This window comes from Jeotgalicoccus sp. WY2 (genome assembly GCF_018437745.1).
Lineage (GTDB): Bacteria > Bacillota > Bacilli > Staphylococcales > Salinicoccaceae > Jeotgalicoccus > Jeotgalicoccus psychrophilus.
The window spans coordinates 1,745,657-1,770,793 of sequence record NZ_CP049818.1 but is presented as its reverse complement, the minus strand read 5'-3'; the positions used below and the strand labels follow the sequence as shown (position 1 = coordinate 1,770,793).

Sequence of the window (25,137 nt, the reverse complement as noted above, 5' to 3'; positions counted from 1 at the left end):
TTTAGTTTCCGCCGGAAACTGAATCTTTTTTAATTAAATCAATAAAAGATTCCACCTGCGGCAGCATGAGTACGCTCTGTCATATGAAATACGTATCACGTGTCAGCGGCTTGTCGCCTACTAAAACTTCTTCAATATGATAGTTATCGAGGTCGAGTCCCTCGAGCACCAGTTCAGGCAGTACCGTAATACCGACTTTTTTGCGCAGCAGCTCGCGGCACGTCGTAATCTGATCCACGAAAATCTGTGGTTCATACTTAATATTGAAGCGGCCTTCAAAGTAATTTTTAATATGCGTAATATAATCGGGATCCGCCTGGAATTCTATAACGGCGAGATCTTCGAGTTCGACATCTTTCGGAGTAACGAGGTAGTGTTTATCGCTGTAGAGAAGTTCATTCTCCTTATTTAATACACGGGAACCGCGTATGATTGATAGGTGATAATCTCCCTGGTTCGCAATAATTTCTTTCGTCGAACCTACGTCAATTTTAACGTTTACATTCGGGAAATCACTTAAATATTTAGCGAGAATATCCGGCAGAATCGTATAGCCGATTAACGACGATACCCCGATTGAAATCTTACCTTCAACCGCACCTTCATTTGCCGCAATATAATCTTTTACAAGCCTTTCCTCATCAACAACCTTCTTAGCATGTGCAATGATTCTCTCTCCGACGCCTGTCGTATAGAGCGCCTTTTTCGTTCTGATAAAAATCTGCACGCCCCACTCGTCTTCAATTGACTTCAGACGCTGACTGACTGCCGGCTGTGATATGTACAGCTTTTCAGCAGCTTTACGCAATGTTTTAGCTTCGCTTAATGTTGCAAGTAAACGATAGTCATCTACTTTCACGACAATACCTCCAGTGAATAAGCCATCCTGATAAACCGGATGGCTCTACATTAATTTTTTAAGTTCTTTTAAGCATGCTGCCGCGAGTGTTTTAAACTGGTCAAAATCTCTGTCGATTTCGTTCATTAACTCAGCCGCGGTATTATAAGCAAATTCTTTTTCTTTCGAACTGATAATTCCTTTTTGAAGGCGCGTTTTATGTCCTCCTCATCTACGAGCTCATAACGGCCGTCCGGTAATACCAAAACGTCGAGATACAAATCCTGCCGGCGGGCTTTACCAAGCTCTAAAGTATGAGAATAGTTAATATCAAAATAATATTGAATTTCCTGCCATCTTTCATCGTACATAACAGTAATGCTGTAATTACGTTTTTCTGGCAGGAGCTGCATCCATTTAAAATTGTTAGCCACGACTAACGTATCTTCCCCGACCACGGGAACGCTTAACGGTTCACGGACTTTATGCATATGAATCATACCGGCCAAAATTTTCTCGCCCTGGAAGGTAATGATTGTTTCATCATATTTTGAGCGCACCAGCCGCCGCCATTTTTTCTTATCCAGATACTTAGTTTTCATGGCATTCATCTCCTAAAGATAATTATACAAAAAAAGAAAACAAAAGTATAGAGATAGGCATTAATTTTACCTATCTCTATAACTTTTACTTATATTTTTTGTATTGCCAAAATGCTGAAGTCTGTTTCAGCAGGATAATCTTCTTCTGATTCCGTATATTCAGGGTAGCTGTAAAGCAGCAGCTTAGTGCCTTCAGGTGCGAATTCACCATTGTTTAACTGCCCGAGCACGTCTGTTTTACTGTCTCCTGATAAACTTTTAAGTTCGTATTTATCCGACAGTTCTTTAATATCGAGTCCTTTATAATCATCAACGAATACATTAAACTCATCCTCTGAGAGTTCAGCGATATACATCTCACTCAACTGATTGATGTACATTACTTCTTCTACTGACACATCAGATTCTGCAAGCTGCTCGAGAATTGCTTCGTTATAAATCGAGCTCATGCCTGATTCATAATTATTTTCGTAGTTTGCACTCGCCTCGATACGGCCAGTGTTATTTATTATATAAGGATTATACTGCATTAGTTCATCGGTATTGTCTTTATAATCTTCGATCAGTGAACTGTCTGCTTTCAGCATATTGTTAAACAACCATAATTCGGTCATTTCCGGATGCTGTTTAATGTTTGCAAGAAAATCTGAATTGATATCGTATTTGTCAGCAGTCATCTGATTGACTATCTGAACCGCTTCAGAATCATTTTCCAGTGTTTTGAACGTACGTTTCATCACACTGCCATCCTTCATTCTATATTGTATTTCCAGATAGACAGTTTCAGCACCAGTGTATATACTCGGGAAAGTTTTATCTTCGATAGCAGTATTATGCGCTGTAACTGCGTCGTCAATTATCCGCTTGTTATCGTTGAATAAAAATCCTTCTTCGAAATATTCATCGATGGATTCATCCGTATAATAATTATAATCTGTCGAGATATAACACTTTCAACCTCTTCTTTGGATGGTACATTATTCACATACGCCGTCCAGCCGATAATAAATGCAAGCCAGAAGAGAATGATAACGATCAATGTGAAAACTGCCGATTTCCAGCTGAACTGTATTTTCACGCTGTTCTGGAAGAACATCTCCACTACTAAATAAGCTACAATCGCTCCAACAACAAAGCCGAAAATAGAAACCGCAGCCGAAATAGGTATGAACAGTCCCACTACCGTACCCATTGCCAGCATACCAACGACTGTTGTCACCGCTGTAAGAATTTCTTTCAGCCACTTAAAATTAAAGTTCGACGTCACATATTCGTTGCGGCGATACTTATAGAGCACGAAGGATAACACAATGAGCAGTATTGCTGCAGCCCCCCAGATTAGGCTGTGCGTAAAATTAATACCCTCGTAAAGCTGCATAATTGCAAGGTAGGGAAAAGTTGCATTAAGCACAGGTTTCGAGTGTTCAATGAATGATGATGAAATTCCGTCGTACAGTACATTTGCCGAAGCAAATGTCAGTCCCCATACAGCAAGCGGCAGAAACAGCGCCAGTATAATCATCTGCATATGAAGAAATTCCATTCACTAAAAATCCTGCAAATATTGCGATTGCAAAGATGACAGAGTGGACGAATACTGCATATAAGAACCACTTTCCAATATCAATTAATGCAATTTCAGGAATAAAAATCATGCGTTCTAAAAGCAGTATTACCCCGGTAACCATAAGCGGTACAACAATTGCAGCGACACCTGCAGCTAATGCATGAATCAGTATTGCCGGGCGTTTAACCGGAAGACCATGCATAAAGTCCGAGGAACCTTCATCGTTTAAGTAATTGAGTAAAAACATCGCTAAAAATGCTGAGAATATCATGCCGATTACCATCTGTCCCGCAGACATCTGAAAAAGGAAGTTTTCCGCAATTTCGTAACCCGGATACATTTCCCGGTCGAATGTCGCAATCCATATTGCTACCGGCAGTGCGATAATGTTCAATGCCATAAAGACAATTGTGAGCCAGAATATTGTACCGCTGAAATGGGACAGTAATGTTTTATTCAACAATGATGTTTGAGATTTCATAACCGAGTTCCCCCATTTCATAAGTAAATATTTCTTCCAGCGTCAGTGGCAGTATGTCGTACATCAGCGGGTTATATTTCGTCACTTTTTCTTCCAGGTTCGAAATATCGCCTTTGACGATACATGTAATAATTCTTCCTTTAACTGTCTGGTGAACAACATTTAAATCAGTAAAGAACTTATCATCAGGCAGTTCTTTAAAGGCAATCTGAAGTTTGCAGTGCGTCCCCCTGATATCAGTCAATTCTTTATGAAACAGTATTTTTCCGTCATGCATAATCGACACCGAGTCGCATAAGTCTTCCATTTCTCTTAAGTTATGACTGGAAGCTACGACTGTCATGCCGTGGTTTGCGATGTCCTGCATGAGAATGTTTTTAACCTGTTTGCGCATAATCGGATCGAGGCCGTCAAACGGTTCATCCAGGAGCATGACTTTCGGTCTGGCTGAGAACGCAAGTATAAATGCTGCCTGCCGCTTCATTCCTTTAGACAGCTGGTTCAGCTGCTTGTCCGGTGCAATACCAAAATGAGCTGACAGTTTCAAGAAACGTTCATCCGACCAGTTCACATACATCGCTTTATAAAATGATGCCATTTTTTTAATGTCGCACCTTTAAAAAAGAATGGAATGTCATGCATAAAAATTACATTGTTCTTAACATCCGGATTTTCATAAATACTGTTACCGTCGTAGCTTACCGTACCGCTGTCTGCTTTATAAATACCCGACAGCACTTTCATCAGCGTCGTTTTACCCGCTCCGTTCGACCCGAGCAGACCGTGTATCGTACCTTCTGTAATCGTTAAATCAATTTGCTGTACTGCAATATTTTTCCCAAAACTCTTATCCACACCATTCACTGCCAGCTTCATTCGTGTCCCTCCTTCTCCTGTTCCGCTTTATCTATCATTGCTTTTAACGATATTCCCGGCACGTCCAGAAATACCAGCTCCTTAATCAGCTTTTCTACTTCATCAGTTAACGTTTTAATATGCTCTCTGTTCATCGTTTCCGTCATATCATTCACAAAGCTCCCTTTTCCGGGACGGGAAATGACATACCCTTCCCTTTCCAATTCTCTGTAAGCTTTTTGGATCGTGTTGGGATTAATCGTAAGTTCCTGTGCAAGACTTCTGACTGACGGCAGTTTTTCTTCCGGCAGCAGCACCCCCTGAATGATCAGACGTTTTACATTTTCAATGATCTGTTCATATATAGGAACGCGGCTTTTCACATCGATATCAAACACGTATCCACCTCCTGTCGGTTTGCTGTACTAACTGTATTAATTAATATAGTACAGATAACACAGTTATCCGTCAAGATATTTATTTTTAAGTTTATAACTTAAATTTATACAGGTATATGAGAATACATACGATAAAAAGCTTGATTTATGAATTTACTTTGTATATTATAAACAACAACCATTAATTATATTTATACACTATAACGAATATTAATAAGATAAATAGACTAAAAGGAGTGTTTCCATGCATTTTCAAGGTAAAAGTTTTTTAACAATCAGTGATTTCAATAAGAAGGAAGTCGAGTATCTGATTGATTTCGCAATTCATTTAAAACAATTGAAGAAAAATAATATTCCCCATCAGTATTTAAAGGGACAGAATATCGCATTGCTGTTTGAAAAATCTTCTACCCGCACTCGTGCTGCTTTTACAGTCGCAGCGAATGACCTCGGGGCAGCACCTGAATTTCTCGGCTCAGGCGATATCCAGCTTGGTAAAAAAGAATCCGTCGCTGATACAGCTAAAATTTTAGGCAGCATGTTCGACGGCCTTGAATTTAGAGGCGCGAGCCAGGCAGTTGTTGAAGAACTTGCTGAACACTCCGGCGTGCCTGTCTGGAACGGTCTGACTGATGACTGGCATCCAACACAAATGATCGGTGACTTTATGACGATTAAAGAAGAATTTGGTACCTTCGCCGGTATTAAACTCGTGTATGCCGGTGACGGCCGCAACAATGTAGCTAATTCACTCCTTGTTACAGCGGCCCTGCTTGGCGCTGATGTCACAATCGCAGCACCTGAATCTCTCTTCCCTGAACAGTCATACGTAGATATCGCCAAAGGATATGCGAAAGCCTCAGGTTCAACAGTAGAAATCACAGCAGACATTAAAGCTGCAGTGATTAATGCCAATGTCATTTATACAGATGTCTGGGTGTCGATGGGTGAAGAGGAACATTTCGAAGAACGTGTTAAAACACTGCTGCCTTATCAGATTAATAAACCACTCCTTTCCAATGTGAACGAGAACTTTATCTTCATGCACTGCCTGCCGGCCTTCCACGATACACATACGGAGTATGGAAAAAATGTTGCAGAAGAGTTTGGCATTGAAGAGATGGAAGTAACGTCCGACGTGTTTAACGCAAATTACGCGAAACAGTTTGAGCAGGGTGAAAATCGTATGCATTCTATTAAAGCAATTATGGCAGCAACAAACGGCAACTTATTTATCCGGATTTAAAATGATAATTAATCAGGAGGTCATAATATGATCAAAGTCAGTATTATCGGTGCAACAGGTTACACAGGAAGCGAGCTATTACGTTATTTAATTCCGCATCAGGAAGTTGAACTGGCCCACTTAACATCACGCAGCCATGTTAATACAGAAGTTGATGTCTACTACCCGTTCCTAAAAGGCAGCATTGATAAGCAGTTTACAGAACTCGAGCCAGAGAAGTTATTTAACGACAGCGACGTGGTGTTTATCTGTCTGCCTCACGGTCATTCTATGGAGCTCGCAGCAGCCGCTTCAGCATACGATGTTAAAGTCATCGATTTAGGTGCAGATTTCCGCCTGAAGAATATCGATGTCTATGAACAGACTTACAAGGTTGAACAGGCTGCACCGAATTTACTGAAAGACTTTGTCTACGGCCTGCCTGAAAAATACAGAGCTGATATTAAAACTGCCAAGTACATAGCCAATCCGGGATGTTTCGTAACGAGCGCGCTCCTCGGTCTGCTTCCTGCAGTGAATAATGCACTCGTTGACGAACAGTCGATTATTATCGACAGTAAAACAGGGGTCAGCGGAGCCGGGCGCAGTGCTTCAGTCGATAAACTGCTGACAGAACTTATGAGCAACTTCAAAGCATACAATCCCCTCGGCCACCGTCATATTCCTGAAATCGAGCAGGAATTGAACAGCTCGTCAGAAAATGCAGTGCAAGTACAGTTTACGCCTCACTTAATTCCGACAGAGCGCGGTATCTTCTCAACGATTTACGCAACGGTAAAAGATGGTGTTACTGAAACTGATATTATTGAAAGCTATCAGCAAGCCTATCAGGACGAACCGTTTGTGCAGATCCTTAATGAGGGCGAATTGCCGCAGATGAAACACGTTGCAGGAACGAATAATTGTCAGATTGCAGTACAGCTCGATGAACGTACAAATCGACTCATCGTTTTATCGATTATTGATAACTTAGGAAAAGGCGCAGCGGGACAGGCGGTACAAAATATGAACATCATGTTTGGATTACCTGAGAAATCAGGCCTCAATACCATTGCAATGATGCCTTAGAGAGGGTTTTTGATATGCAGATTACAGAGAGAAAAGTATCAGTGCTTAAAGGACTTTGTGCAGTTGAAGGTGTCGAAACGAACGGTATACATACCGGTTTTAAAGCGCAGGACAAGGATCTTGCGCTCATCTATTTTCCGGACGGTGCAACCGTCACAGGTGTATTTACAAGAAATAAAGTAAAGGCGCACAGCGTCCTTTACGATATGGAAATGCTCAAAAACTTCACAATTTTTAAAGCGATACTCGTAAACAGCGGCAATGCGAATGCATGTAACGGGCTGACGGGTGAACAAGATGTTCATACGATGACGGATTCACTTGCCGGGAAACTTAATATCGATGCTCACGAAGTACTCGTCAGCTCGACCGGTGTCATTGGTGAACCGTTGAATTTACAGCCGTTTACTCAGGCCTTGATACGCTCGTTTCAGGACTCAAAACTGACGATTCAACATCAGCTGCAGAAGCAATTATGACGACGGACACCGTTCCTAAACAGCTGTCATTTGAAGCTGACATCGGCGGTGAGACAGTACATTTCGGCGCAATGATTAAAGGTGCCGGCATGATTCATCCAAATAGGGCACGATGCTCGGCTATATTGTTACCGATGCCGGCCTCTCTCAGGACGCTTTAAATACTGCGTTGAAATCGGCAACCGATGATAGCTTTAACGTTATGACTGTCGACGGTGATACGAGTACAAACGATACTGTACTCCTCGCTTCGACTAACAAAGTGATGCTGGATGAAAGTCACCTCGATGAATTTACTGCAGTACTGACTGCGATGTGCCAGAAGTTATCACAGATGATTGCAAGGGACGCTGAAGGTGCGACAAAGTTTGTTACCGTTAATGTCGTGAATGCAGCCAGTAAACATGATGCGGTCAGTGTGGCGAAAACAGTCGCAACTTCAAGCCTCGTAAAAACTGCCATTTACGGGCAGGATGCCAACTGGGGCCGTGTCATTATGGCAATCGGCAACAGCGATGCTGAAACACTCAGTCCAGATGCGATAACGATTAAGTTCGCCGCCGGCAATGATGACGTTTTAGTTTGTCATGAAGGACTTGCAGTTCCCTTTGATGAGGGACACGCTTACAATATTTTAAGTAATACGGATGTTGAGATCTTTATCGATTTAAATGCAGGAGAACATTCCTCACAGGTATGGACGTGCGATATGTCGGTCGATTACGTGAAAATCAATGCGGATTACAGAAGTTAGGATGATAATCATGAATGATACACAAAGAATAGATACACTCATCGAAGCACTTCCCTACATTAACGTGTTCCAAAATAATATTATCGTGTTAAAATACGGCGGCAACGCGATGGTCAACGATCGTCTAAAAGAGTCCGTTATGCAGGATGTCCTCCTGATGAAATCAGTCGGTATTAAACCGATTATTGTCCACGGCGGCGGACCGTTTATTAATGATATGCTCGCCAGCCTCGGCATCGAGTCGGAGTTTAAAAAGGGGCTCCGTGTAACTGATGATGCCGTGATGGATGTTGCTGAAATGGTCTTGTCCGGCCAGGTGAATAAGGATATTGTAAAACATTACAATAAACTCGGCGGCAACGCTGTTGGTATTTCTGGTAAAGACGGCAATATGATTAAAGTGAAGAAGAAGTTTATCGAAGAAGTGAATGATAAAGGTGAAATCGAACTGGTAGATATCGGCCTTGTCGGGGAAATTGAAACGATCGACACTGCCTTACTGACGTTATTAATTAACAATGACTTCGTACCGGTCATTTCACCGGTCGGAGTGGATATGAACGGCGACACGCATAACATTAATGCAGATTATGTTGCAGGTGAAATTGCCGGCGCGATTCATGCCGATAAATTTATTCTTTTAACGGATACAAAAGGGGTATATGAAGATAAGGACGATGAATCGACACTCCTGTCAGAACTGACTTTGGAACAAGTCGAACAGCATATTGAGTCCGGCGTAATTTCAGACGGCATGATCCCGAAAGTGGAATGCTGTGCACACGCACTAAAAAAAGGCGTGAAACAGGCGCATATCGTCGACGGCCGCATTAAGCATTCACTGCTTTTAGAACTGTTTTTCGATGCAGGAATCGGCACGATGATTATGCCGCATGAAGGAGGAAGAGTTTTATGAAGACAGAAGATTTGATTGAACTCGGAAACTCGGCATTGTTTAATACTTATAACCGAGGCGATAAAATACTCGTCTCCGGCAAAGGAACATATGTGAAAAATAACGACGGCGAGGAATATTTAGATTTCGTGTCCGGTATCGCAACGAATATTTTAGGCCATGCCAATGAGAAAATCGTCAAGGCCATTACGGAGCAGGCATCGACGTTAATGCATACTTCTAATGTGTACTGGAACAAGCCATCGATTGAGCTGGCGCATAAGCTGGTTACTGATAAAAGCGCAGCTTCTCTCGCGAAAGTTTTCTTTTCTAACTCTGGTGCCGAAGCGAATGAAGGTGCTTTAAAACTTGCACGCAAGTATGGCAAGGAAGTTAACGGCGAAAACTGTACGGAAATTATTACTCTGACGGATTCATTCCACGGTCGTACGATGGCGACGTTATCTGCCACAGGCCAGCCTGATATGCATAAAGATTTCCAGCCATTATTGCCAGGCTCTAAGTACGTTCCCTTAAATGAGTCCCAGGCTTTGAAAGATGCTGTATCTGAAAATACATGTGCGGTATTAGTTGAGACGATTCAGGGAGAAGGCGGAATTAATTCGCTGTGACTGATGATTTTGTTGAGACGCTGAAAGAGCTGCAGAATAATGGTCTGCTGCTGATTGTCGATGAAGTACAGACCGGCATGGGCCGTACGGGAACTCTTTACTCATTTGAACAATTCGGACTCGAGCCGGATATCGTCACGCTCGCAAAAGGACTCGGCGGCGGCTATCCGATGGGCGCTTTTATGGCGACCGATAAAGTTGCAGGTCATTTTACCCGCGGCGACCACGGGACGACGCTCGGCGGGAACCCGCTGGCAGCGGCAGTCGGCAATGCAATCTACGATGAAATTATGGAAGCCGGGCTGCTGGATAATGTTGCGGCACGTTCCAGTCAGCTGGTTAAAGGACTTGAAAAGATTTCTGCTGATACCGGTGGTATCGCTGAAATTAAAGGCCTTGGCTTATTGATCGGTGTGCAGTTTAAAGATTCTGTGGAGGCAGCAGATATATTGTCAGCATGCTACGATGAGAAAATGCTGGTGGTCACGGCGAAACACAACGTCGTGCGTTTACTGCCCCCGCTTAATGTAACTGCCGCGGAAATTGATGAGGCTCTGGAGAAATTCGGGGCGGCAGTTAAGCAGCTTGCTCAGTAATGTGAAAAAAGCATCAAATCCGTTGGGATTTGATGCTTTTTTGAGTTTGTACGATGTTGAGTGACACTGTCACTTCCACACTGTCCGATAAACGGATTTGTCAGACACTGTCACTTCTACACTGTCCGATAAACGGATTTGTCAGACACTGTCACTTCCACACTGTCCGATAAACGGATTTGTCAGACACTGTCACTTCCACACTGTCCGATAAACGGATTTGTCAGACACTGTCACTTCCACACTGTCCGATAAACGGATTTGTCAGACACTGTCACTTCCACACTGTCCGATAAACGGATTTGTCAGACACTGTCACTTCCACACTGTCCGATAAACGGATTTGTCAGACACTGTCAGCGTCATCACACCCGAAAAAAATCCTTACCAGGCATGGCCGCTGCCGCCGTCTATATTAACTGCGGTACCGCTCACGTATGATGCTAAATCAGAACATAAGAATGTAATAACGTTCGCGGCTTCAGCAGTATCACCGATACGCCCGAGCGGAATGTTACCCGCACTCTTAACAGAGAATTCTTCCCATGATAATTCAGGTGCTTGCTGCTGCCAGCGTTTTTCTATCTGGTCACTGCGGATTAAACCGATGCATACCGCGTTAACTCGAATACCGTGCTGTCCTAAGTCTTTACTCATCGCTTTCGTCAAAGCAAGACCGGCACTTCGTGATACTGTCGTCGGTAATGAGTTCGGCTGCGGTGTTTTACCCATTACAGCTGTTAAGTTTAAAATCGCACCGCCTTGTTTTTTCAAATGAGGGAGTGCTGCTTTTGACAATTTCACTGCAGCCATGACTTTCAGATCAATGTCTTCTTCCCAGCCCGATAGTTCAACGTCTTCAAAGTTTTTGGCAAATGAACTTCCTGCGTTATTCACGAGCACGTCCAGACGGCCGAATTTCTCCACAGCCGCTTCAACGATTTTTTCACCCGCGTCCTTATCGGTAATATCCTGTGCAATGTAATCTACGTCTCCGAATTCATCAATTTGTGCCACTGCTTCTTTTAACGCTTCTTCACCACGTGCAACGAGCATTACTTTCGCACCGAGCTTCACCATCTGTTCTGCTGTTTCCCGGCCGATCCCTTTACTCGAACCGGTAATGACTGCAACTTTGCCTTTGTAGCCGAAATCCATTAATTCTGACACAGTACCACTCCTTCATATGTTTACTCACTCAAGTTTACATTATGAAACACGTTCGATACATCTTCTAAGTCTTCTAATACGTCAATCAGCTTCTCAAACTGCTCGAGATCTTCGTCTTGTAAAGTTACTTCATTTTGTGCGATCATCGCATGTTCTGCGACGTTGAATTCTTCAACGCCCAGTGCATCCAGCGATGTTTTAATGTCGTTAAATGCCTGCGGTTCACCGTAGACTACTGTCATGCCGTTTTCCAGCGTAACGTCTTTGACATCGACTTCATCTTCCATTAAATGCATCAGCACTGTTTCGTCGTCAAAGCCTGTAAAGACGAAGACCGACACGCTGTCGAACATATAGCTGACTGCACCGCTGACGCCCATATTCCCGCCGTTTTTGCCGAAGGCTGCACGGACGTCTGATACTGTGCGGTTCACATTGTTAGTCAGTGCGTCGACAATCAGCATGGAGCCGTTTGGTCCAAAGCCTTCATAACGGAGTTCGTCGAATGATTCATCGTCGCCGCCTTTTGCTTTTTCAATTGCTTTATCGATAATATGTTTAGGTACAGAATAAGTTTTAGCACGTTCCAGGACGATTTTAAGCGCCTGGTTAGTTTCCGGGTCCGGTTCGCCTTTTCTCGCTGCTACGTAGATTTCTCTGCCGAATTTGGCATAGATACGGCTCGTGTTCTGGTCTTTCTGTGTCTTTAATATTATTCCATTTTCTTCCCATCCGTCATCTTCCTTATTTCAGTATATTTGCTTTTATATTTTACCACTTTATTTATTGTTGTGTGGACGGCGTTCAGGCACATCCTTATTAATATCATTTCCACCTGATAAATTCTGCTGACGAGCGCTTGTATCGGCGCCTGTGTCATTTTAAACACCAGCCACGGCAGCGATGGTTCAAAGTCGTGCAGCGCCATAATGAATTCATCTCTGTCCGGCAGCTTTCTAAATTCAAAACGCTGTGCTTTATTCGTCGAACGTTTCTTCAGACTGCCGCCCGTAATTTCGAACAGGACGATGTCATCTTCTGAAAGTTCATCATTAAATTTAAGTTCGAGCACAGGTTTCGGTTATCGAGTACATATATAGAGATTGTATTGTTATCTATTTTCGTTTTGACGAAATCATAAATAATTTCATCAAGCCAGCCGAAGTAATACCAGGCGACGTTTTCAACAGTCCAGCCCGGCGGCAGCGGTGCGCGCTGCACACTGCGTACACTGTTGTAATCCTTCGTTTTATACGTCAGATTTTTACCGTAGCGGCGAATCGGCGTATCCGTTTCTTTAACGTTTGTCCCGTACGCTCCTAAAATAGAGACAATACTGCCATCTGATAATTCGTCGGCAATATAAATAATCTGTTCAACATTATTTGTAGCCGCAGCACGCGCAATATTGTCTGCAATCAGCAGATATAAATCGTAAAATTTCCCCTGCGTGAGCCTGTTCAGACGCATAATCGGGTCTTCGAAAAAGATTACTACATCAATATTCTTGAGCGCTTCTTCGACTTCCGGCAGGATGAATAAATCCTTTTTAATAAATGTAATATTCTCGTGATCGGGTTCCTGATTTGGACTTGAAAAGGCGAACAGCTTTGCTGATTCATTCAACTCTAGATATAAGTGCTCACCAATTCTCCCGTGAACACCCATAAGCAATACATTTTTCTTCTTCATAACAATCCTCCTATGGACGATTCAGTTCCAGTCTGTAACGGATAAATATTAATATTATCAGCATTAACAGCGTGACGATGCCGATACCGAGAAACGGCAGATTAAATACTGTTGCGAAGTAGCCTGCAAGGACAGAACCTGCGACGGAACCGAGTGAAAAGTACGAATAAAAAATCCCGTTTGCCTTGCCCCGCTCGTTCATTTCGGAATGTTCCGCGACGATTTTATTCATCGACGGGAAGATAAACCCGAAACCGAGACCGTAAATTACCATCACTAAAAAGATCAATCCCGGCGACGGTGCGAAATGCAGCAGAATCATACTGATACTTAAAATCAGTATGCCGATTGCAACGAGACTTTCACTTTTATAGCGGGAATAAATTCTGTTAATCGGTGATGCAAAAACGATGATTGCTGTCACACCGAAAACACTCAGCATCATCCCTGTCATGGATGCGTCAGCGCCAAGGTAAGCGGTTTTTATCGGCAGACCGAAAGCAAGTGTGCCCTGTGCGATCATTAATGTAAATGATGATATATACGCCACATTTAATGATGGACGGGTGAGCAGTTCTTTAAACGGCGTTGCCGCATGATGTGTTCTGCTTGCACCGGTCGAGCTTTCTTTAATGCCGAAAAATGTTAAAATCGTTCCGAATACATATACCCCGGATAGGATGTAGTAGACCATTTCGTAGCTGATTGTGCTCGATATAATTCCGCCTGCAGCTGGTCCGAGTATTGCCGCTGTTCCAATTGCAACACCGGTCAGGGCCATCGATTTTCCGATTGCCGACTTCCGTGAGATATCGGCGATTAAACTGAATGCTGCCGGTGTTAAAAGGCCGCTCGAGAACCCGTGGATTGCTCTGATTGCGAGCAGTATTGCAATCGACGGTGTCGTCGTATAAATCAGCACGAAAAACACCTGCATAATCATACCGAAAAGCAGCGTATTTCTGCGGCCGAATTTATCCGATAAATATCCGCCGGCGATATTGCCGACCATATTGAACAGTGAGTACATCGCAACGACGATACCCGCCATAAATTCAGAGGCGCCGAGTTCCAGCGCAAACGGCGTAATAATCGGAAGCTGTATAAATAAATCTAAAAAGCAGATAACGATAACTAAATATAATATAATTTTTGACTTCACATTATTCCCTCAATCTTAAATTCACATTTTCTATCCTTTTAATTATAACGAAAAAAAGACAGCAAGGCACGCATGCCTGACTGTCTTTTATTTCATCATATTAAATTTAAGCTTTCTTGTTCAATTTCTGTTCATAAGCATCGATAATTCCTGCGACTGCACCGTCACCGGTTACGTTAGTTGCCGTACCGAAGCTGTCCTGTGCAACGTAAAGTGCAATCATAAATGCAACTGCTGCTTCGTTGAAACCGAGGTTCGCCATCAGTACTCCGCTCGCTGCCATAATCGCACCGCCCGGGACACCCGGAGCTGCAATCATTACGACACCTAACAGCAGAATTACACCGACCATTTCCCACAGACCCGGTATGTCATAGCCCGGAAGAATTGTCATTACCGCGATTGAACAGCTGACGATTGTAATCGTACTTCCTGACAAGTGAATCGTTGCCCCAAGCGGTACGACAAAGTCTGCAATACGTGCACGAATACCATTTTCTTTCGTGCGTGCAAGTGTTACCGGAATCGTCGCCGCACTCGACATTGTACCAAGTGCTGTGAAGTATGCCGGAAGCATATTTTTAAGCATTTTAAACGGATTTTGTTTTAACAGTGAACCCGCGATTGTATATTGAAACATTAGCCATACCCAGTGCAGGATAATCGCAACAAGCAGTACGACACCGAACACCAGTAATGTATCGAATACAGTTCCTGTCGCCGCCATTCCCGCAAATACACCCGCAATGTAGAACGGTAAAATACGAATAATAACTTTTTCAATAATAAATTCCGTAATATCTTTCCCCTGGTCAAAGAACTTAATCATTACGTCCAGTTTAAGTATATTCACGATACCGACTGCGAAAGCCAGTACGAGTGCCGGTAAAATATCCATTACCGGCGGAATATCAAATTCCAGGAACGGTGCAATTGCAGCACCCTCTTCAGGTACTTGGCTGTCTCCTGTAATACGCGGCATGATAAAACTTGCTACTGCATATGCCAGCAGGCCGGCACCGAGAGTTGATAAGTATGCAACCCCTAAAGTCGCCCCGACAACTTTACCTGAACCTGTACCGATTTTCGAAATTCCCGATGCAATAAAAAATAGAATAATAAATGGAATCGTAAAGAAGATAAACGCCCCTAGAACCGATTGCATCGTCACGAATAATCTAACAATAAACTCCATAATTGAGCTCATCGTGCCGCCGTCGCCAACGAGGTAATAAATCCCCCCGACTGCGATACCGGCGATGATACCCGCAATTAATTTTGCTAATAATTTCACACTAAATCCCCCTTGATTTTTTCATCTCAACAAACATATCTTTTTACACTCCTGATTGCAACCGTTTTCTAAAATACTTTTTCGTATGCTGCGTACCAGTTATCGAGGTTGTCATCCAGGTTCAAGTGTCCCTTGTAATCAAATCCAAGCTTTTTGAATAGCTGCTGCATGGGTTTATTCTCCTGTGAAGTATCTGTATGTATGCCGAGGTACGATTTCTCTTTTCCTGTTTCAATAATCCCGCTTAAAATTTTCTGTGCGATGCCCTGTCCTTGGAACTGGGGGTCCACTGCCAGTCTGTGCAGTGCAAGACAGTCCATTCGTGCGAGTTCCCACGGAATATCATCATAGGCAAAAGCGTGATTACCATCGGCAACGATGCACCCTTTAATTACGCTGTCCTCTTCATAAACATAGAGGGTGCCGTTTTTAATATCTTTTTTAAATGTCGCATCTGTTGGATAATATTCATCCCACTGATAATTACCTGCTGCGTGCATTCTCGGAATTACCTTTCTGATAATTCCCATTATATAAGGTACATCATCGCTGACTGCTGAACGTAAAGACATTCGTTTTCCTCCGTTATAATAATAATTTTCTTAAAATACCGCCAATAAGCTATGCATTCAATTATACATTGTTGTATACTATTTAAAAGACTAAAAATGTAAGGGGTTTTATAATGTTCAAATTTGATAAAAACACTGTTCCATATCATATTTCGAATATGGTATTTTACTTAGTCACACTGGCCGCTGTCGGACTCATTTATTATTTCGCATTTTTACCGCCGCTGCTTGAAGTCACAACATCAGATTTCTTTTCATCATTCGGCTTTGGTGAATTTATCGGATCGCTGTTCTTCCTGATTTTAATGATTGTGCCAATCCTGCTTATAATCGGTGCGGTTTACCATTTAATTAAACTTGTTAAACCGTCAGGAAATGTTTCCGCAGAAAATTAAGTTCCATGGGGATGGAATTTTAAGAAGCTCCGCAGTCTTTAGGACTGCGGAGCTTCTTATGTTTTGTAATTAAGGCTTCAGTGTTTTGTTTAATGCAATGGTATAGTGACGCGGTTCACGTGCACCGCTGATTGCAAATTTATCATCGAATATGTAGTACGGTAGCGTACGGACTTTATTCACTTTCGCCATATTAAAGTCTCCGATTACATTTTCCAAAAACAGACTTGGATCGTTGATGACTTCGAGGGCTGGCACTTCAGGCATGCCGTTCGCTTTCGCTATGCCTAAGAGCACATCTTTATCGCTCACATTTTCACCGTCGATAAAGTAAGCACGATGCAGCGACTCAAGCACTTTTTCCCCGAGGCCGAATTCATACGCTAATTTTAACAATCTGTGCGCGTCTCTCGTATTCGCCGGAATGACTTTATCCATGTTGAATTCGATACCTGCAATTTTACCTTGTTCAACAATATGCTGGACCATTTCGGTAATTTCCTCCATCGGTTTATCATGCTTTTCAGCAAGGACTTCATACATATTTTTCTCCGGTACTTTCGGAGCCTGGTTATCCAGTTCGTAGCTTGCATACTCTATATTAATTTTTTCATCAGTTTCATATTCAGCCAGTGCTTTTTCAAAATTCTTCTTGCCGATATAGCAAAACGGACATGCGATATCAGTATATATTTTAACGTCCATAAGACCACTCCTTATCTTTATTAAATTTTAACACATTTACTGCCTAAATTAGATAAACTGTCATCATATTGTGTATTTTTAATACTAAATAGTGTCAAAATCTGATACAATAATTCATGTAAAACTATCAGGATTTATCCTGCAAATAAATTTGATAGGTGGAAAAATAATGAAATATCGAGTTTTACTTTACTATTACTATGCGGATGTAGAAGATCCGGAAACATTTGCCGCAGAACATTTAAGATTCTGTAAGGACCTAGGTCTGAGAGGCCGCATTCTCGTTGCCGGTGAAGGTATTAACGGGACGGTTTCAGGTGATTACGAGCAGACTGAGCGCTATATGGAATACATGAAAGCACATCCTCTATTTAAAGATATCGTCTTTAAAATTGATGAAGCAGAAGAACATACATTTAGAAAAATGTTCGTTCGTCCGCGTCCTGAGCTTGTTAACTTAAGCCTGGATGCTGATATAGATCCTCGTGAACAGACAGGTGAATATTTATCGCCTGCAGAATTCTATGAACAGATGCAGCAGGAAGATACTGTTGTTCTCGATGTCCGCAACATTTACGAATACGATGTCGGCCATTTCCGCGGTGCGATTAAACCTGACGTTGAAACGTTCAGAGACACACCCCAATGGGTACGCGACAACAAACACTTATTTGAAGGTAAAAAGATACTCACATACTGCACTGGCGGAATCCGCTGTGAGAAATTCTCAGGATGGCTGAAAAACGAAGGCTTTGATAATGTAGCACAGCTGCACGGCGGCGTTGCAACGTACTCCAAAGACCCTGTCGCTAAAGGTCAGCTGTGGGACGGCCAGATGTATGTCTTTGATGAAAGACTGACAGTGCCGATTAACCAGGTTGAACACGTCGTCGTCGGGCGCGATCACTTTGACGGCGAGCCTTGCGAACGCTACATCAACTGTGCGAACCCTGAATGTAATGCGCAGGTTTTAGCATCCGAAGAAAACCAGCACTACCACCTCGGCGGATGTTCCATCGAATGTGCAGAACACTCACGCAACAGGTATATTGTTGAGCACAACATGACGAGCGAATTCGTTAAAGACCGCATTGAAGAATTAAAACAGACAGATTTTGCTGATTCAGAACCTGTGCTAAGCCATAAAGGCTAATATATTTATATTTAAAGCCAGTCCGAGAATTCCGGGCTGGTTTTTTTGCGCTTGCAGGTCGATGAACACCACTCCTTTGCCCGCAAAACGCCTCTTCAATCCCCGCCAATCTTCAATTCCTAGTAGAATAGTAAGTTTTCTATCTTAAATTATCAGTAAATTATTGAATTATTCTAAATAAGTGATATCATTAATTTTAATTCATAGTTATTAAGTAGGAAAATACGATATTACATATTCAGGAAGCATATGCATTGAAAGGAGAATTTCATGGAGTTTAATATTTTAAATCAAAGTCCCATTCTTGACGGCCATTCTGTTGTAGAATCTCTCGGCCATACGGTAGAACTTGCGCAGCTTGCAGATACTCTCGGTTACAAGCGTTACTTCGTGTCGGAGCATCACAATATGGAAAATCTTATCGGTACGGCACCTGAGGTATTAGTGGCTCACCTTATTAATCATACGAAAAATATAAATATCGGTGCCGGCGGTGTCATGCTGTCGCATCACAATCCATTTCACGTTGCCGAACAGTTCCAGCTGATCAGCCATCTTGCACCTAATCGCGTGGATCTTGGTGTTGGTAAAGCTCCTGGCGGCACACCGCTTTCAACAGCTGCCCTGCAGCATGAACTCCGTACCAATATCGATTCTTTCAATGACAGATTCCTGAGTCTGAAATCATATGTAGAAGGTACGCACGAGAATAATAGAACGCTTAAAATATCTGCAGACACTGAATCTTCGAAGCCTGATTTGTTCCTGCTCGGCGGAAGTTCATCATCCGCGCAATTTGCTGCTGAAAATAAAGTGAATTTCATCTTCGCTCATTTTATAAAAAATGATGAAACACTGCTGAAAGAAGTTTCAGCAGTTTACAAAAAGTCTTATCCGGACGGCAAGTTCATTGCTGCCCTGTCGGTGCTCGCAGCCGAAACTGAAGAGGAAAAGAAAGCTGCAGCAGAAGAGAATCAAGTTTACTCTCTTAAATTTAAAGACGGCAAAACATTGCGTGTCACTACTGAAAATCAGGTTAATGATTATATTAGAAATACCGAAGAAAAAATTGAAGTAGAGAAAAGCAGCTGGATATGATTATTGGTAATAAAGAAGAAATTTTATCGAAATTAGACGAACTCAGCAAATTAAATCTAATCGATGAATTCATGTTTCACATACCGTCAACAGATGCTGAGGTTCGAAATCAGACGGTTAAAATACTCGCACCGATTCACACCATACACAAAGAAAAGGCTGGGATATTATGAGTAAGAAAGTACAATTCGGAGTAATGCTACACGGGCCGGGCGGCCATATGAATGCGTGGAGAAGTGCTGATGTACCAAGTGACGCCAGCGTTAATTTCGACCATTATAAAAACATCACTTTAAAAGCTGAAGATGCAGGATTTTCATTTATTTTCGTTGCTGACGGTCTTTTTATCAATGATAAATCGATTCCGCACTTCTTAAGCCGTTTTGAACCATTGACACTCCTCGGTGCACTTGCCCCAATTACATCTCATATTGGTCTCGTTGCGACAGTCTCAACATCGTACAGTGAGCCGTTTACCATTGCACGCCAGCTTGCTTCAGTTGATATAATGAGCGGCGGACGTGCCGGCTGGAACGTGGTGACTTCTCCTTTAGAAGGCAGTGCCAAAAACTTCAGCAAGGATAAACACCCGGAACACAGTCTCCGCTACGATATTGCAGATGAACATCTGGCAGTCGTTCAGGGACTCTGGGATTCATGGGAAGATGACGCATTTGTGCGCAATAAGGAAAGCGGACAGTATTTCGATAAAGAAAAAATGCATGAGCTGAATTACGAAGGTGATTTCTTCAAAATTCAGGGTCCTCTTAATATTGAACGTTCCCCTCAGGGACAGCCGATTATTTTCCAGGCAGGTGCTTCGCCGAAAGGTTCAGCATTCGCAGCACGTAACGCTGACGCGGTATTTACAAATGCCAGCACTTTAGAGAAAGCTCAGAAATCCTATGCAGATTTGCGTCAGCAGGCAGCTGATAACGGACGGAACCCTGACGAAATTAAAGTATTCCCAACGCTGCAGCCGATTGTCGGGAAAAACCATGATGAGGTCCGGGAACGCTACGAATATATTAAGAACCTGGTTACTATAGAAGAAGCACTCGCGTACCTCGGCCGTTACTTTGATCACCACGACTTCAGTCAATACGATGTCGATGCACAGTTCCCTGAACTTGGTGATATAGGGAAGAACAGCTTCCAGTCGACAACTGATGAAATTAAAAAACGCGCGAAAGATAACAACTTAACGCTGCGGCAGGTTGCGATGGAAGAAACCACACGTGAAAGTCCATTTATGGGCACGTACGAAGAAGTCGCTGAGCAGGTTATTGAATGGATTGATAACGACGGTGCCGACGGATTTGTTCTAACACCACACGTACTTGGTGATTTCTTCCATGACTTCATCGACAAAGTGATTCCGATTTTAGTCGATAAAGGCTATTATGACTTCTTATGAAGGTAAAACTTTACGCGACGAACTTGGTTTGCCGTTTAAAGAAAACCGCTACACAAAATAGAATACAAAAATCAGCAGCTGACCTTTTAGGAATCAGCTGTTTTTTTATGTCTGAATTCCTTTATCTTCCTATATTCACGTCCAGTTTTTTCCTCATTTCACAATGTAAACGCTTTAATATTCTTTTTAATTTAAATTATCAGAAAATTTATTGACTCAACTGTAACTCCTTGCTACACTTAGCAACTAATTCACTTATCCCACTTTTTAGGAGGGCCGCTATGTTAACGTTATTAATTTCTTTATTTTTACTGGTGACAGGTTATTTGTTTACGGAAAGATTGTAGAACGTATTTTTGTTATTGATGAAAAAACCCAACACCGGCATATAAAACAAATGATGGTGTTGATTATATGCCAATGCATCCATTTAAAGGATGGCTGATTCAGCTGTTAAATATTGCAGGTCTTGGTCCTGTATTTGGTGCTGTAGCCGGTGCTGTTTACGGTCCTCCAGCTTTAATCTGGATCGTTGTCGGCTGTATTTTTGCCGGTGCCGTGCACGATTACTTTGCAGGCATGCTCAGTTTGAGACATAATGGTTCACAATTCCCGGCTCTTGTAGAAAGATATCTTGGCAAAGGTGTTAAAGTTTTCATTTATATCGTTTCACTGGCTCTGATGATTCTTGTGACTGCTGCCTTTACTGCCGGTCCCGCAGAATTAATTGAATTGAAATCTGGCGGTGCGATTCCATTCTTTGTTGCTTTAATTATTATTTTCACATACTTTGTTATCGCTGCTATATTACCGATTGATAAAATCATCGGACGGATTTATCCGTTTTTCGGTGCGGTACTGATTATTATGGCAGTAGCAGTGTTATTCGGTTTAATTTTTTCAGACACGCCGATTCCAAACCTGACATTTGAAAACCAGCATCCTGCAGGACTTCCTGTATGGCCGCTTATAATGGTTACCATTTCATGCGGTGCAATCAGCGGATTCCATTCAACTCAAAGTCCTATTATAGCTCGTACAGTTAAGAAAGAATCAGACGGACGCAGAGTCTTTTTGGTGCAATGATTGCAGAAGGCGTTATTGCATTAATCTGGGCAACAGCTGGTATGACTTTCTTCCATGGAACAGGCGGACTGGCTGACGCGCTTGCTGCAGGCGGACCTGCTGGTGTAATCGATACAATTTCAATTGAAATGCTCGGTTCTGCCGGTGCGATATTAGCGTTCCTTGGTGCGATTATTTTACCAATCACGACTGGAGATACAGCACTTCGTTCTTCCCGCATGATGCTTACTGAAGCAGTAGCAGGCATAAGAAAGAGCAAGAAAGCTCCGAAGATGTTCTGGATGACACTTTGCGTCGGTATTCCGGCATTCCTGCTGTCAACGATTGATTATATGTTCTTATGGCGTTATCTAGGTTTCACTAACCAGACCGTTGCAGCGACAATGTTGTGGGTTGCTACTGTTTATCTATTAAAAGAAGGTAAATTCCATTATATTGCCGGAATTCCTGCATTATTCATGACGGGAGTCGTCGGAACGTACTTCCTCTACGCACCGGAGACATTGAATTTGGATTACAATATTTCAATCATCGGCGGATTGATTCCGGTCGCTGTTACAGGTTATCTGTATGTCAGAGCTATTCTGAAACAGCGTACTGCGGAAGCTAACGATCCGGCGTATGAACATTAATTATTAAAGAGAACCGGTATGAGACAAACTCATACTGGTCTTTTTTATGGAATACTGTCATACCTTTTCAGTTATTATTAATGAATCGACAACTCAGCTTATTTTCAGATAAAAAAAGCGGGAAGAGAATCCAAAAAGATTCTCTTCCCGCTAGTTATATTTATTTAATATTAGTGAATGAAGTTGTGACTAGATACTTGAGAAGCACTGATTGTTCTCGAGTTCACGTCACCAAGTCCGCCGCCAAATTGCATTTCAGAAACAAGGATTGATCCGTCAGCGTTTACGCTTTCGACAATCGCAACGTGGCCAAGTCCATATGCACCATTAGTGTATGCTGGAGCTTGCATAATTGCACCTACTGAAGGTGAATTGCTTACTGAGTAACCTGCTGATTGAGCACCATTTGCCCAGTTTGAAGCGTTGCCCCAGTTGCCGCCTACGCCTAAACCGCGCTGAGAACGTTGTTCAAATACATACCATGCACATGTGCCCCAGTCGTAATAGTTAGCGCCGTTACTTGCACTAGTTACCGGTGTTGCCGCTACTGGAGTTGCTGCCTGCGGCTGTTCAACTTCTTGCACTGCAGGTGCTACTTCATCAACCGGAGCAACTTCTGCCGCTTGAACTTCTTGTACTGCAGGTGCTGGAGCTTCTGCAGCTTCAACTTCTTGAACTTCTGTTTCTTCAACAGCTGGTGCTGCAGTTTCTGCTGCAGGTGCTGCTTCTTCAACTGTTACTGCTGCAGGAGCTGCTGATTCAGCAACTACAATAGTTTTACCAGCGATGATAAGGTCTGAAGATAAGTTGTTCCACGCTTTAATTTCGTCAATTGTTACATCGAATTGATTAGAAATAGCGAATAAAGTATCGCCTGCTTCAATAGTATATGTAGTTGAAACATCTTCTACTTCTTCAGCAGGTGCTGGACTTGGTGATTCTGAGTCTACTTTAAGAACGTCGCCAGGGAAAATAAGATCTGAAGTTAAGTTGTTTAATGACTTAATCTCGTTAACTGTTTGTGATGCACCTTCAGAAACGCTCCAAAGAGTGTCGCCTGCTTCTACTGTAATTTCTGATGCTGATATATTTACTGCAGCTACTGCTGATAAAGCTGTAAGCGATGCTGCAGAGATAATTGTTTTTTTCATGTTTAAATCCTCCATAGTTTGGGAATATGTTAGTTGAACTCTGTCCGAGTCATTTCCACGAGTCTTACTATAGCATATGAGTCAACGGATTTGGCGTTTGTAATTGACTTGTAACCTAATAGAAAAATTAATGAGATTAGACTTATATAAAGTAAACGGATTCATAATTGTAAATTTCATGTAAAACACCCGTAACCCTTGATATCAAAGGTTTACGGGTGTTTTATCGTATATTTTAAATTCAAAGTTATCAAAACATTTGTAATATAAATGTAATGTTATTAGTAGAACACTAAATCGATTAAAACCATTGTTAGATAGGTTTTATCCAAATTATATTATCGTTGTATGTGATGCCAATTTCTCAAGTTCATTCTTGTCGATTAAATCATCTGTAATGATTGCATTAAAATCACTGAAATCACTGATTTTCGCAAATGAAGTGTGCTTCATCTTGCTTGAATCCACTACGAGATATGCCGCCTGACCGCACTTCATCATTAAACGTTTCACTTTGGCTTTTTCGATTGTCGGTGCAAAAATTCCATCATCAAGCGTCATAGCCTGTGTCCCGACAAATGATACGTTTACTCTAATATTGTTTAGTACATCAATCGTCTGTGCGCCATACATTGAGCCGATGTTCTGCTGAACAGTGCCTCCCAGAATAATTACTTCATGGTGACTATCTATTAACTCAGCTGCCGCTTTAATATCATTTGTTATGATACGTACAGTAAAATCTTCATTCTTTAACAGTTTGCATATTTCAAGAGTAGTTGTTCCGGCATCAAGCAAAATTGTTTCATCCGGCTTGATAAACTGCATTGCTTTTTTCGCAATCAATCGTTTCTCTTCTATATTAACGAGCTGTTTCTTCACGAACGGCACTTCATTTAAGAACGAATCCTTTAACAAAATCGAATTAGACGTTCTGATAATTTGTTCTTTTGATTCTAGTTCTTTTAAATCACGACGTACTGTCATTTCAGAAACGTTCAGCTCAGAAGCAAGAAGCTCAATCGTTACATTGCTGTCCTCAGCTACACGGTTTATAATATATTGCTGTCTTTTACTCTTCATTTGATCACCTTGAGATTCATTATATTGTTTATTTTTCACACTTTAAAGATTATTATATTATTTATTAACATTATTAATTTATTTTTGTTACTTTTTAACTTTAAGACTCCGGCCAG

26 protein-coding genes and 4 pseudogenes are annotated in these 25,137 nt (G+C 42.1%); 12 read left to right on the top strand and 18 right to left on the bottom strand.

The window, feature by feature from the left end; translation table 11 throughout:
- Positions 1-79 precede the first annotated feature (79 nt).
- The 8 genes from G4D76_RS10335 to G4D76_RS10305 all read right to left on the bottom strand — a co-directional run bounded on the left by G4D76_RS10335 (position 80) and on the right by G4D76_RS10305 (position 4,741).
- Positions 80-859: a LysR family transcriptional regulator gene (locus G4D76_RS10335; protein ID WP_213809818.1), complete on the bottom strand. Its 780-nt coding sequence runs from the start codon at positions 857-859 to the stop codon at positions 80-82.
- Between the two features lie 125 nt (positions 860-984).
- The gene (locus G4D76_RS10330) at positions 985-1,440 is read right to left on the bottom strand and encodes a DUF402 domain-containing protein (protein WP_250129933.1); all 456 of its coding nucleotides are present in this window, start codon (positions 1,438-1,440) and stop codon (positions 985-987) included.
- A gap of 89 nt (positions 1,441-1,529) precedes the next feature.
- Positions 1,530-2,180, bottom strand: coding sequence for a hypothetical protein (locus G4D76_RS10325; protein ID WP_213809817.1), 651 nt, complete (start codon positions 2,178-2,180; stop codon positions 1,530-1,532).
- Positions 2,181-2,296: 116 nt separating this feature from the next.
- Positions 2,297-2,983 carry a hypothetical protein gene (locus G4D76_RS10320; protein ID WP_213809816.1) on the bottom strand — a complete coding sequence of 229 codons (687 nt, stop codon included), beginning with the start codon at positions 2,981-2,983 and terminating at the stop codon, positions 2,297-2,299.
- The gene (locus G4D76_RS10315) at positions 2,865-3,488 is read right to left on the bottom strand and encodes a hypothetical protein (protein ID WP_213809815.1); all 624 of its coding nucleotides are present in this window, start codon (positions 3,486-3,488) and stop codon (positions 2,865-2,867) included. The genes G4D76_RS10320 and G4D76_RS10315 overlap by 119 nt, the downstream gene beginning before the upstream one ends.
- A complete protein-coding gene (locus G4D76_RS10310; RefSeq protein ID WP_371814474.1) occupies positions 3,460-4,086 on the bottom strand; it encodes an AAA family ATPase in 627 nt (208 codons plus the stop codon). The genes G4D76_RS10315 and G4D76_RS10310 overlap by 29 nt, the downstream gene beginning before the upstream one ends.
- On the bottom strand, positions 4,056-4,364 hold the full coding sequence (locus G4D76_RS16980; protein ID WP_371814473.1) for an ATP-binding cassette domain-containing protein: 309 nt from the start codon (positions 4,362-4,364) through the stop codon (positions 4,056-4,058). Before G4D76_RS16980 ends, G4D76_RS10310 begins: the two co-directional genes overlap by 31 nt.
- On the bottom strand, positions 4,361-4,741 hold the full coding sequence (locus tag G4D76_RS10305) for a GntR family transcriptional regulator (protein WP_213809814.1): 381 nt from the start codon (positions 4,739-4,741) through the stop codon (positions 4,361-4,363). Before G4D76_RS10305 ends, G4D76_RS16980 begins: the two co-directional genes overlap by 4 nt.
- A 244-nt stretch (positions 4,742-4,985) precedes the next feature.
- Between G4D76_RS10305 and argF the strand changes: the two genes are divergently transcribed.
- The 6 genes and pseudogenes from argF to G4D76_RS16085 all read left to right on the top strand — a co-directional run bounded on the left by argF (position 4,986) and on the right by G4D76_RS16085 (position 10,411).
- Positions 4,986-5,987, top strand: coding sequence for an ornithine carbamoyltransferase (argF, locus tag G4D76_RS10300; protein WP_213809813.1), 1,002 nt, complete (start codon positions 4,986-4,988; stop codon positions 5,985-5,987).
- 27 nt (positions 5,988-6,014) lie between these two features.
- Positions 6,015-7,055 carry an N-acetyl-gamma-glutamyl-phosphate reductase gene (argC, locus tag G4D76_RS10295; protein WP_213809812.1) on the top strand — a complete coding sequence of 347 codons (1,041 nt, stop codon included), beginning with the start codon at positions 6,015-6,017 and terminating at the stop codon, positions 7,053-7,055.
- A gap of 14 nt (positions 7,056-7,069) precedes the next feature.
- Positions 7,070-8,288 (top strand): annotated as a pseudogene (gene argJ, locus G4D76_RS16975) (bifunctional glutamate N-acetyltransferase/amino-acid acetyltransferase ArgJ).
- 10 nt (positions 8,289-8,298) lie between these two features.
- Positions 8,299-9,204 carry an acetylglutamate kinase gene (gene argB, locus G4D76_RS10275; RefSeq protein WP_213809809.1) on the top strand — a complete coding sequence of 302 codons (906 nt, stop codon included), beginning with the start codon at positions 8,299-8,301 and terminating at the stop codon, positions 9,202-9,204.
- Entirely contained in the window at positions 9,201-9,815 is a 615-nt protein-coding gene (locus G4D76_RS16090) for an aminotransferase class III-fold pyridoxal phosphate-dependent enzyme (protein ID WP_213809808.1), read from the top strand. The genes argB and G4D76_RS16090 overlap by 4 nt, the downstream gene beginning before the upstream one ends.
- The gene (locus G4D76_RS16085) at positions 9,812-10,411 is read left to right on the top strand and encodes an aspartate aminotransferase family protein (RefSeq protein ID WP_213809807.1); all 600 of its coding nucleotides are present in this window, start codon (positions 9,812-9,814) and stop codon (positions 10,409-10,411) included. The genes G4D76_RS16090 and G4D76_RS16085 overlap by 4 nt, the downstream gene beginning before the upstream one ends.
- A 384-nt stretch (positions 10,412-10,795) precedes the next feature.
- Here G4D76_RS16085 and G4D76_RS10260 read toward each other — a convergent pair whose 3' ends face one another.
- The 7 genes and pseudogenes from G4D76_RS10260 to G4D76_RS10235 all read right to left on the bottom strand — a co-directional run bounded on the left by G4D76_RS10260 (position 10,796) and on the right by G4D76_RS10235 (position 16,301).
- Positions 10,796-11,569 (bottom strand): SDR family NAD(P)-dependent oxidoreductase, encoded by a 774-nt coding sequence (locus tag G4D76_RS10260; RefSeq protein ID WP_213811028.1) that lies wholly within the window; start codon positions 11,567-11,569, stop codon positions 10,796-10,798.
- A 32-nt stretch (positions 11,570-11,601) separates the two neighbouring features.
- A pseudogene (locus G4D76_RS10255) lies at positions 11,602-12,313 on the bottom strand (YebC/PmpR family DNA-binding transcriptional regulator).
- On the bottom strand, positions 12,294-12,653 hold the full coding sequence (locus G4D76_RS15240; protein ID WP_250129931.1) for a hypothetical protein: 360 nt from the start codon (positions 12,651-12,653) through the stop codon (positions 12,294-12,296). Before G4D76_RS15240 ends, G4D76_RS10255 begins: the two are co-directional and overlap by 20 nt.
- Positions 12,578-13,273: an NAD-dependent epimerase/dehydratase family protein gene (locus tag G4D76_RS10250; protein ID WP_250129930.1), complete on the bottom strand. Its 696-nt coding sequence runs from the start codon at positions 13,271-13,273 to the stop codon at positions 12,578-12,580. The genes G4D76_RS15240 and G4D76_RS10250 overlap by 76 nt, the downstream gene beginning before the upstream one ends.
- A 10-nt stretch (positions 13,274-13,283) precedes the next feature.
- Positions 13,284-14,435 (bottom strand): MFS transporter, encoded by a 1,152-nt coding sequence (locus G4D76_RS10245; protein WP_250129929.1) that lies wholly within the window; start codon positions 14,433-14,435, stop codon positions 13,284-13,286.
- Between the two features lie 106 nt (positions 14,436-14,541).
- Positions 14,542-15,729: a dicarboxylate/amino acid:cation symporter gene (locus G4D76_RS10240; protein WP_213809806.1), complete on the bottom strand. Its 1,188-nt coding sequence runs from the start codon at positions 15,727-15,729 to the stop codon at positions 14,542-14,544.
- Between the two features lie 68 nt (positions 15,730-15,797).
- Positions 15,798-16,301: a GNAT family N-acetyltransferase gene (locus G4D76_RS10235; RefSeq protein WP_026858813.1), complete on the bottom strand. Its 504-nt coding sequence runs from the start codon at positions 16,299-16,301 to the stop codon at positions 15,798-15,800.
- A 113-nt stretch (positions 16,302-16,414) separates the two neighbouring features.
- Between G4D76_RS10235 and G4D76_RS10230 the strand changes: the two genes are divergently transcribed.
- The gene (locus tag G4D76_RS10230; RefSeq protein WP_213809805.1) at positions 16,415-16,696 is read left to right on the top strand and encodes a hypothetical protein; all 282 of its coding nucleotides are present in this window, start codon (positions 16,415-16,417) and stop codon (positions 16,694-16,696) included.
- A 69-nt stretch (positions 16,697-16,765) separates the two neighbouring features.
- On the opposite strand, the gene G4D76_RS10225 is transcribed toward G4D76_RS10230, so the two are convergent.
- Positions 16,766-17,401, bottom strand: coding sequence for a DsbA family oxidoreductase (locus G4D76_RS10225; RefSeq protein WP_035785154.1), 636 nt, complete (start codon positions 17,399-17,401; stop codon positions 16,766-16,768).
- 169 nt (positions 17,402-17,570) lie between these two features.
- On the opposite strand from G4D76_RS10225, the gene G4D76_RS10220 reads away from it, so the two are divergent.
- The 5 genes and pseudogenes from G4D76_RS10220 to G4D76_RS10200 all read left to right on the top strand — a co-directional run bounded on the left by G4D76_RS10220 (position 17,571) and on the right by G4D76_RS10200 (position 22,787).
- Positions 17,571-18,554: an oxygen-dependent tRNA uridine(34) hydroxylase TrhO gene (locus G4D76_RS10220; protein WP_213809804.1), complete on the top strand. Its 984-nt coding sequence runs from the start codon at positions 17,571-17,573 to the stop codon at positions 18,552-18,554.
- Between the two features lie 270 nt (positions 18,555-18,824).
- Positions 18,825-19,652, top strand: a complete 828-nt coding sequence (locus G4D76_RS10215) for an MsnO8 family LLM class oxidoreductase (RefSeq protein WP_213809803.1) — start codon at positions 18,825-18,827, stop codon at positions 19,650-19,652.
- Complete coding sequence (locus G4D76_RS10210) at positions 19,649-19,825, top strand: hypothetical protein (RefSeq protein WP_213809802.1); 177 nt, start codon at positions 19,649-19,651, stop codon at positions 19,823-19,825. The genes G4D76_RS10215 and G4D76_RS10210 overlap by 4 nt, the downstream gene beginning before the upstream one ends.
- Positions 19,822-21,130, top strand: a pseudogene (locus G4D76_RS10205) (LLM class flavin-dependent oxidoreductase). Before G4D76_RS10210 ends, G4D76_RS10205 begins: the two are co-directional and overlap by 4 nt.
- A gap of 220 nt (positions 21,131-21,350) precedes the next feature.
- Positions 21,351-22,787 (top strand): annotated as a pseudogene (locus G4D76_RS10200) (carbon starvation protein A).
- A gap of 170 nt (positions 22,788-22,957) precedes the next feature.
- On the opposite strand, the gene G4D76_RS10195 reads toward G4D76_RS10200, so the two are convergent.
- A complete protein-coding gene (locus G4D76_RS10195) occupies positions 22,958-23,938 on the bottom strand; it encodes a CHAP domain-containing protein (protein WP_213809801.1) in 981 nt (326 codons plus the stop codon).
- A 333-nt stretch (positions 23,939-24,271) separates the two neighbouring features.
- Entirely contained in the window at positions 24,272-25,021 is a 750-nt protein-coding gene (locus tag G4D76_RS10190) for a DeoR/GlpR family DNA-binding transcription regulator (RefSeq protein ID WP_213809800.1), read from the bottom strand.
- Between the last annotated feature and the right edge of the window lie 116 nt (positions 25,022-25,137).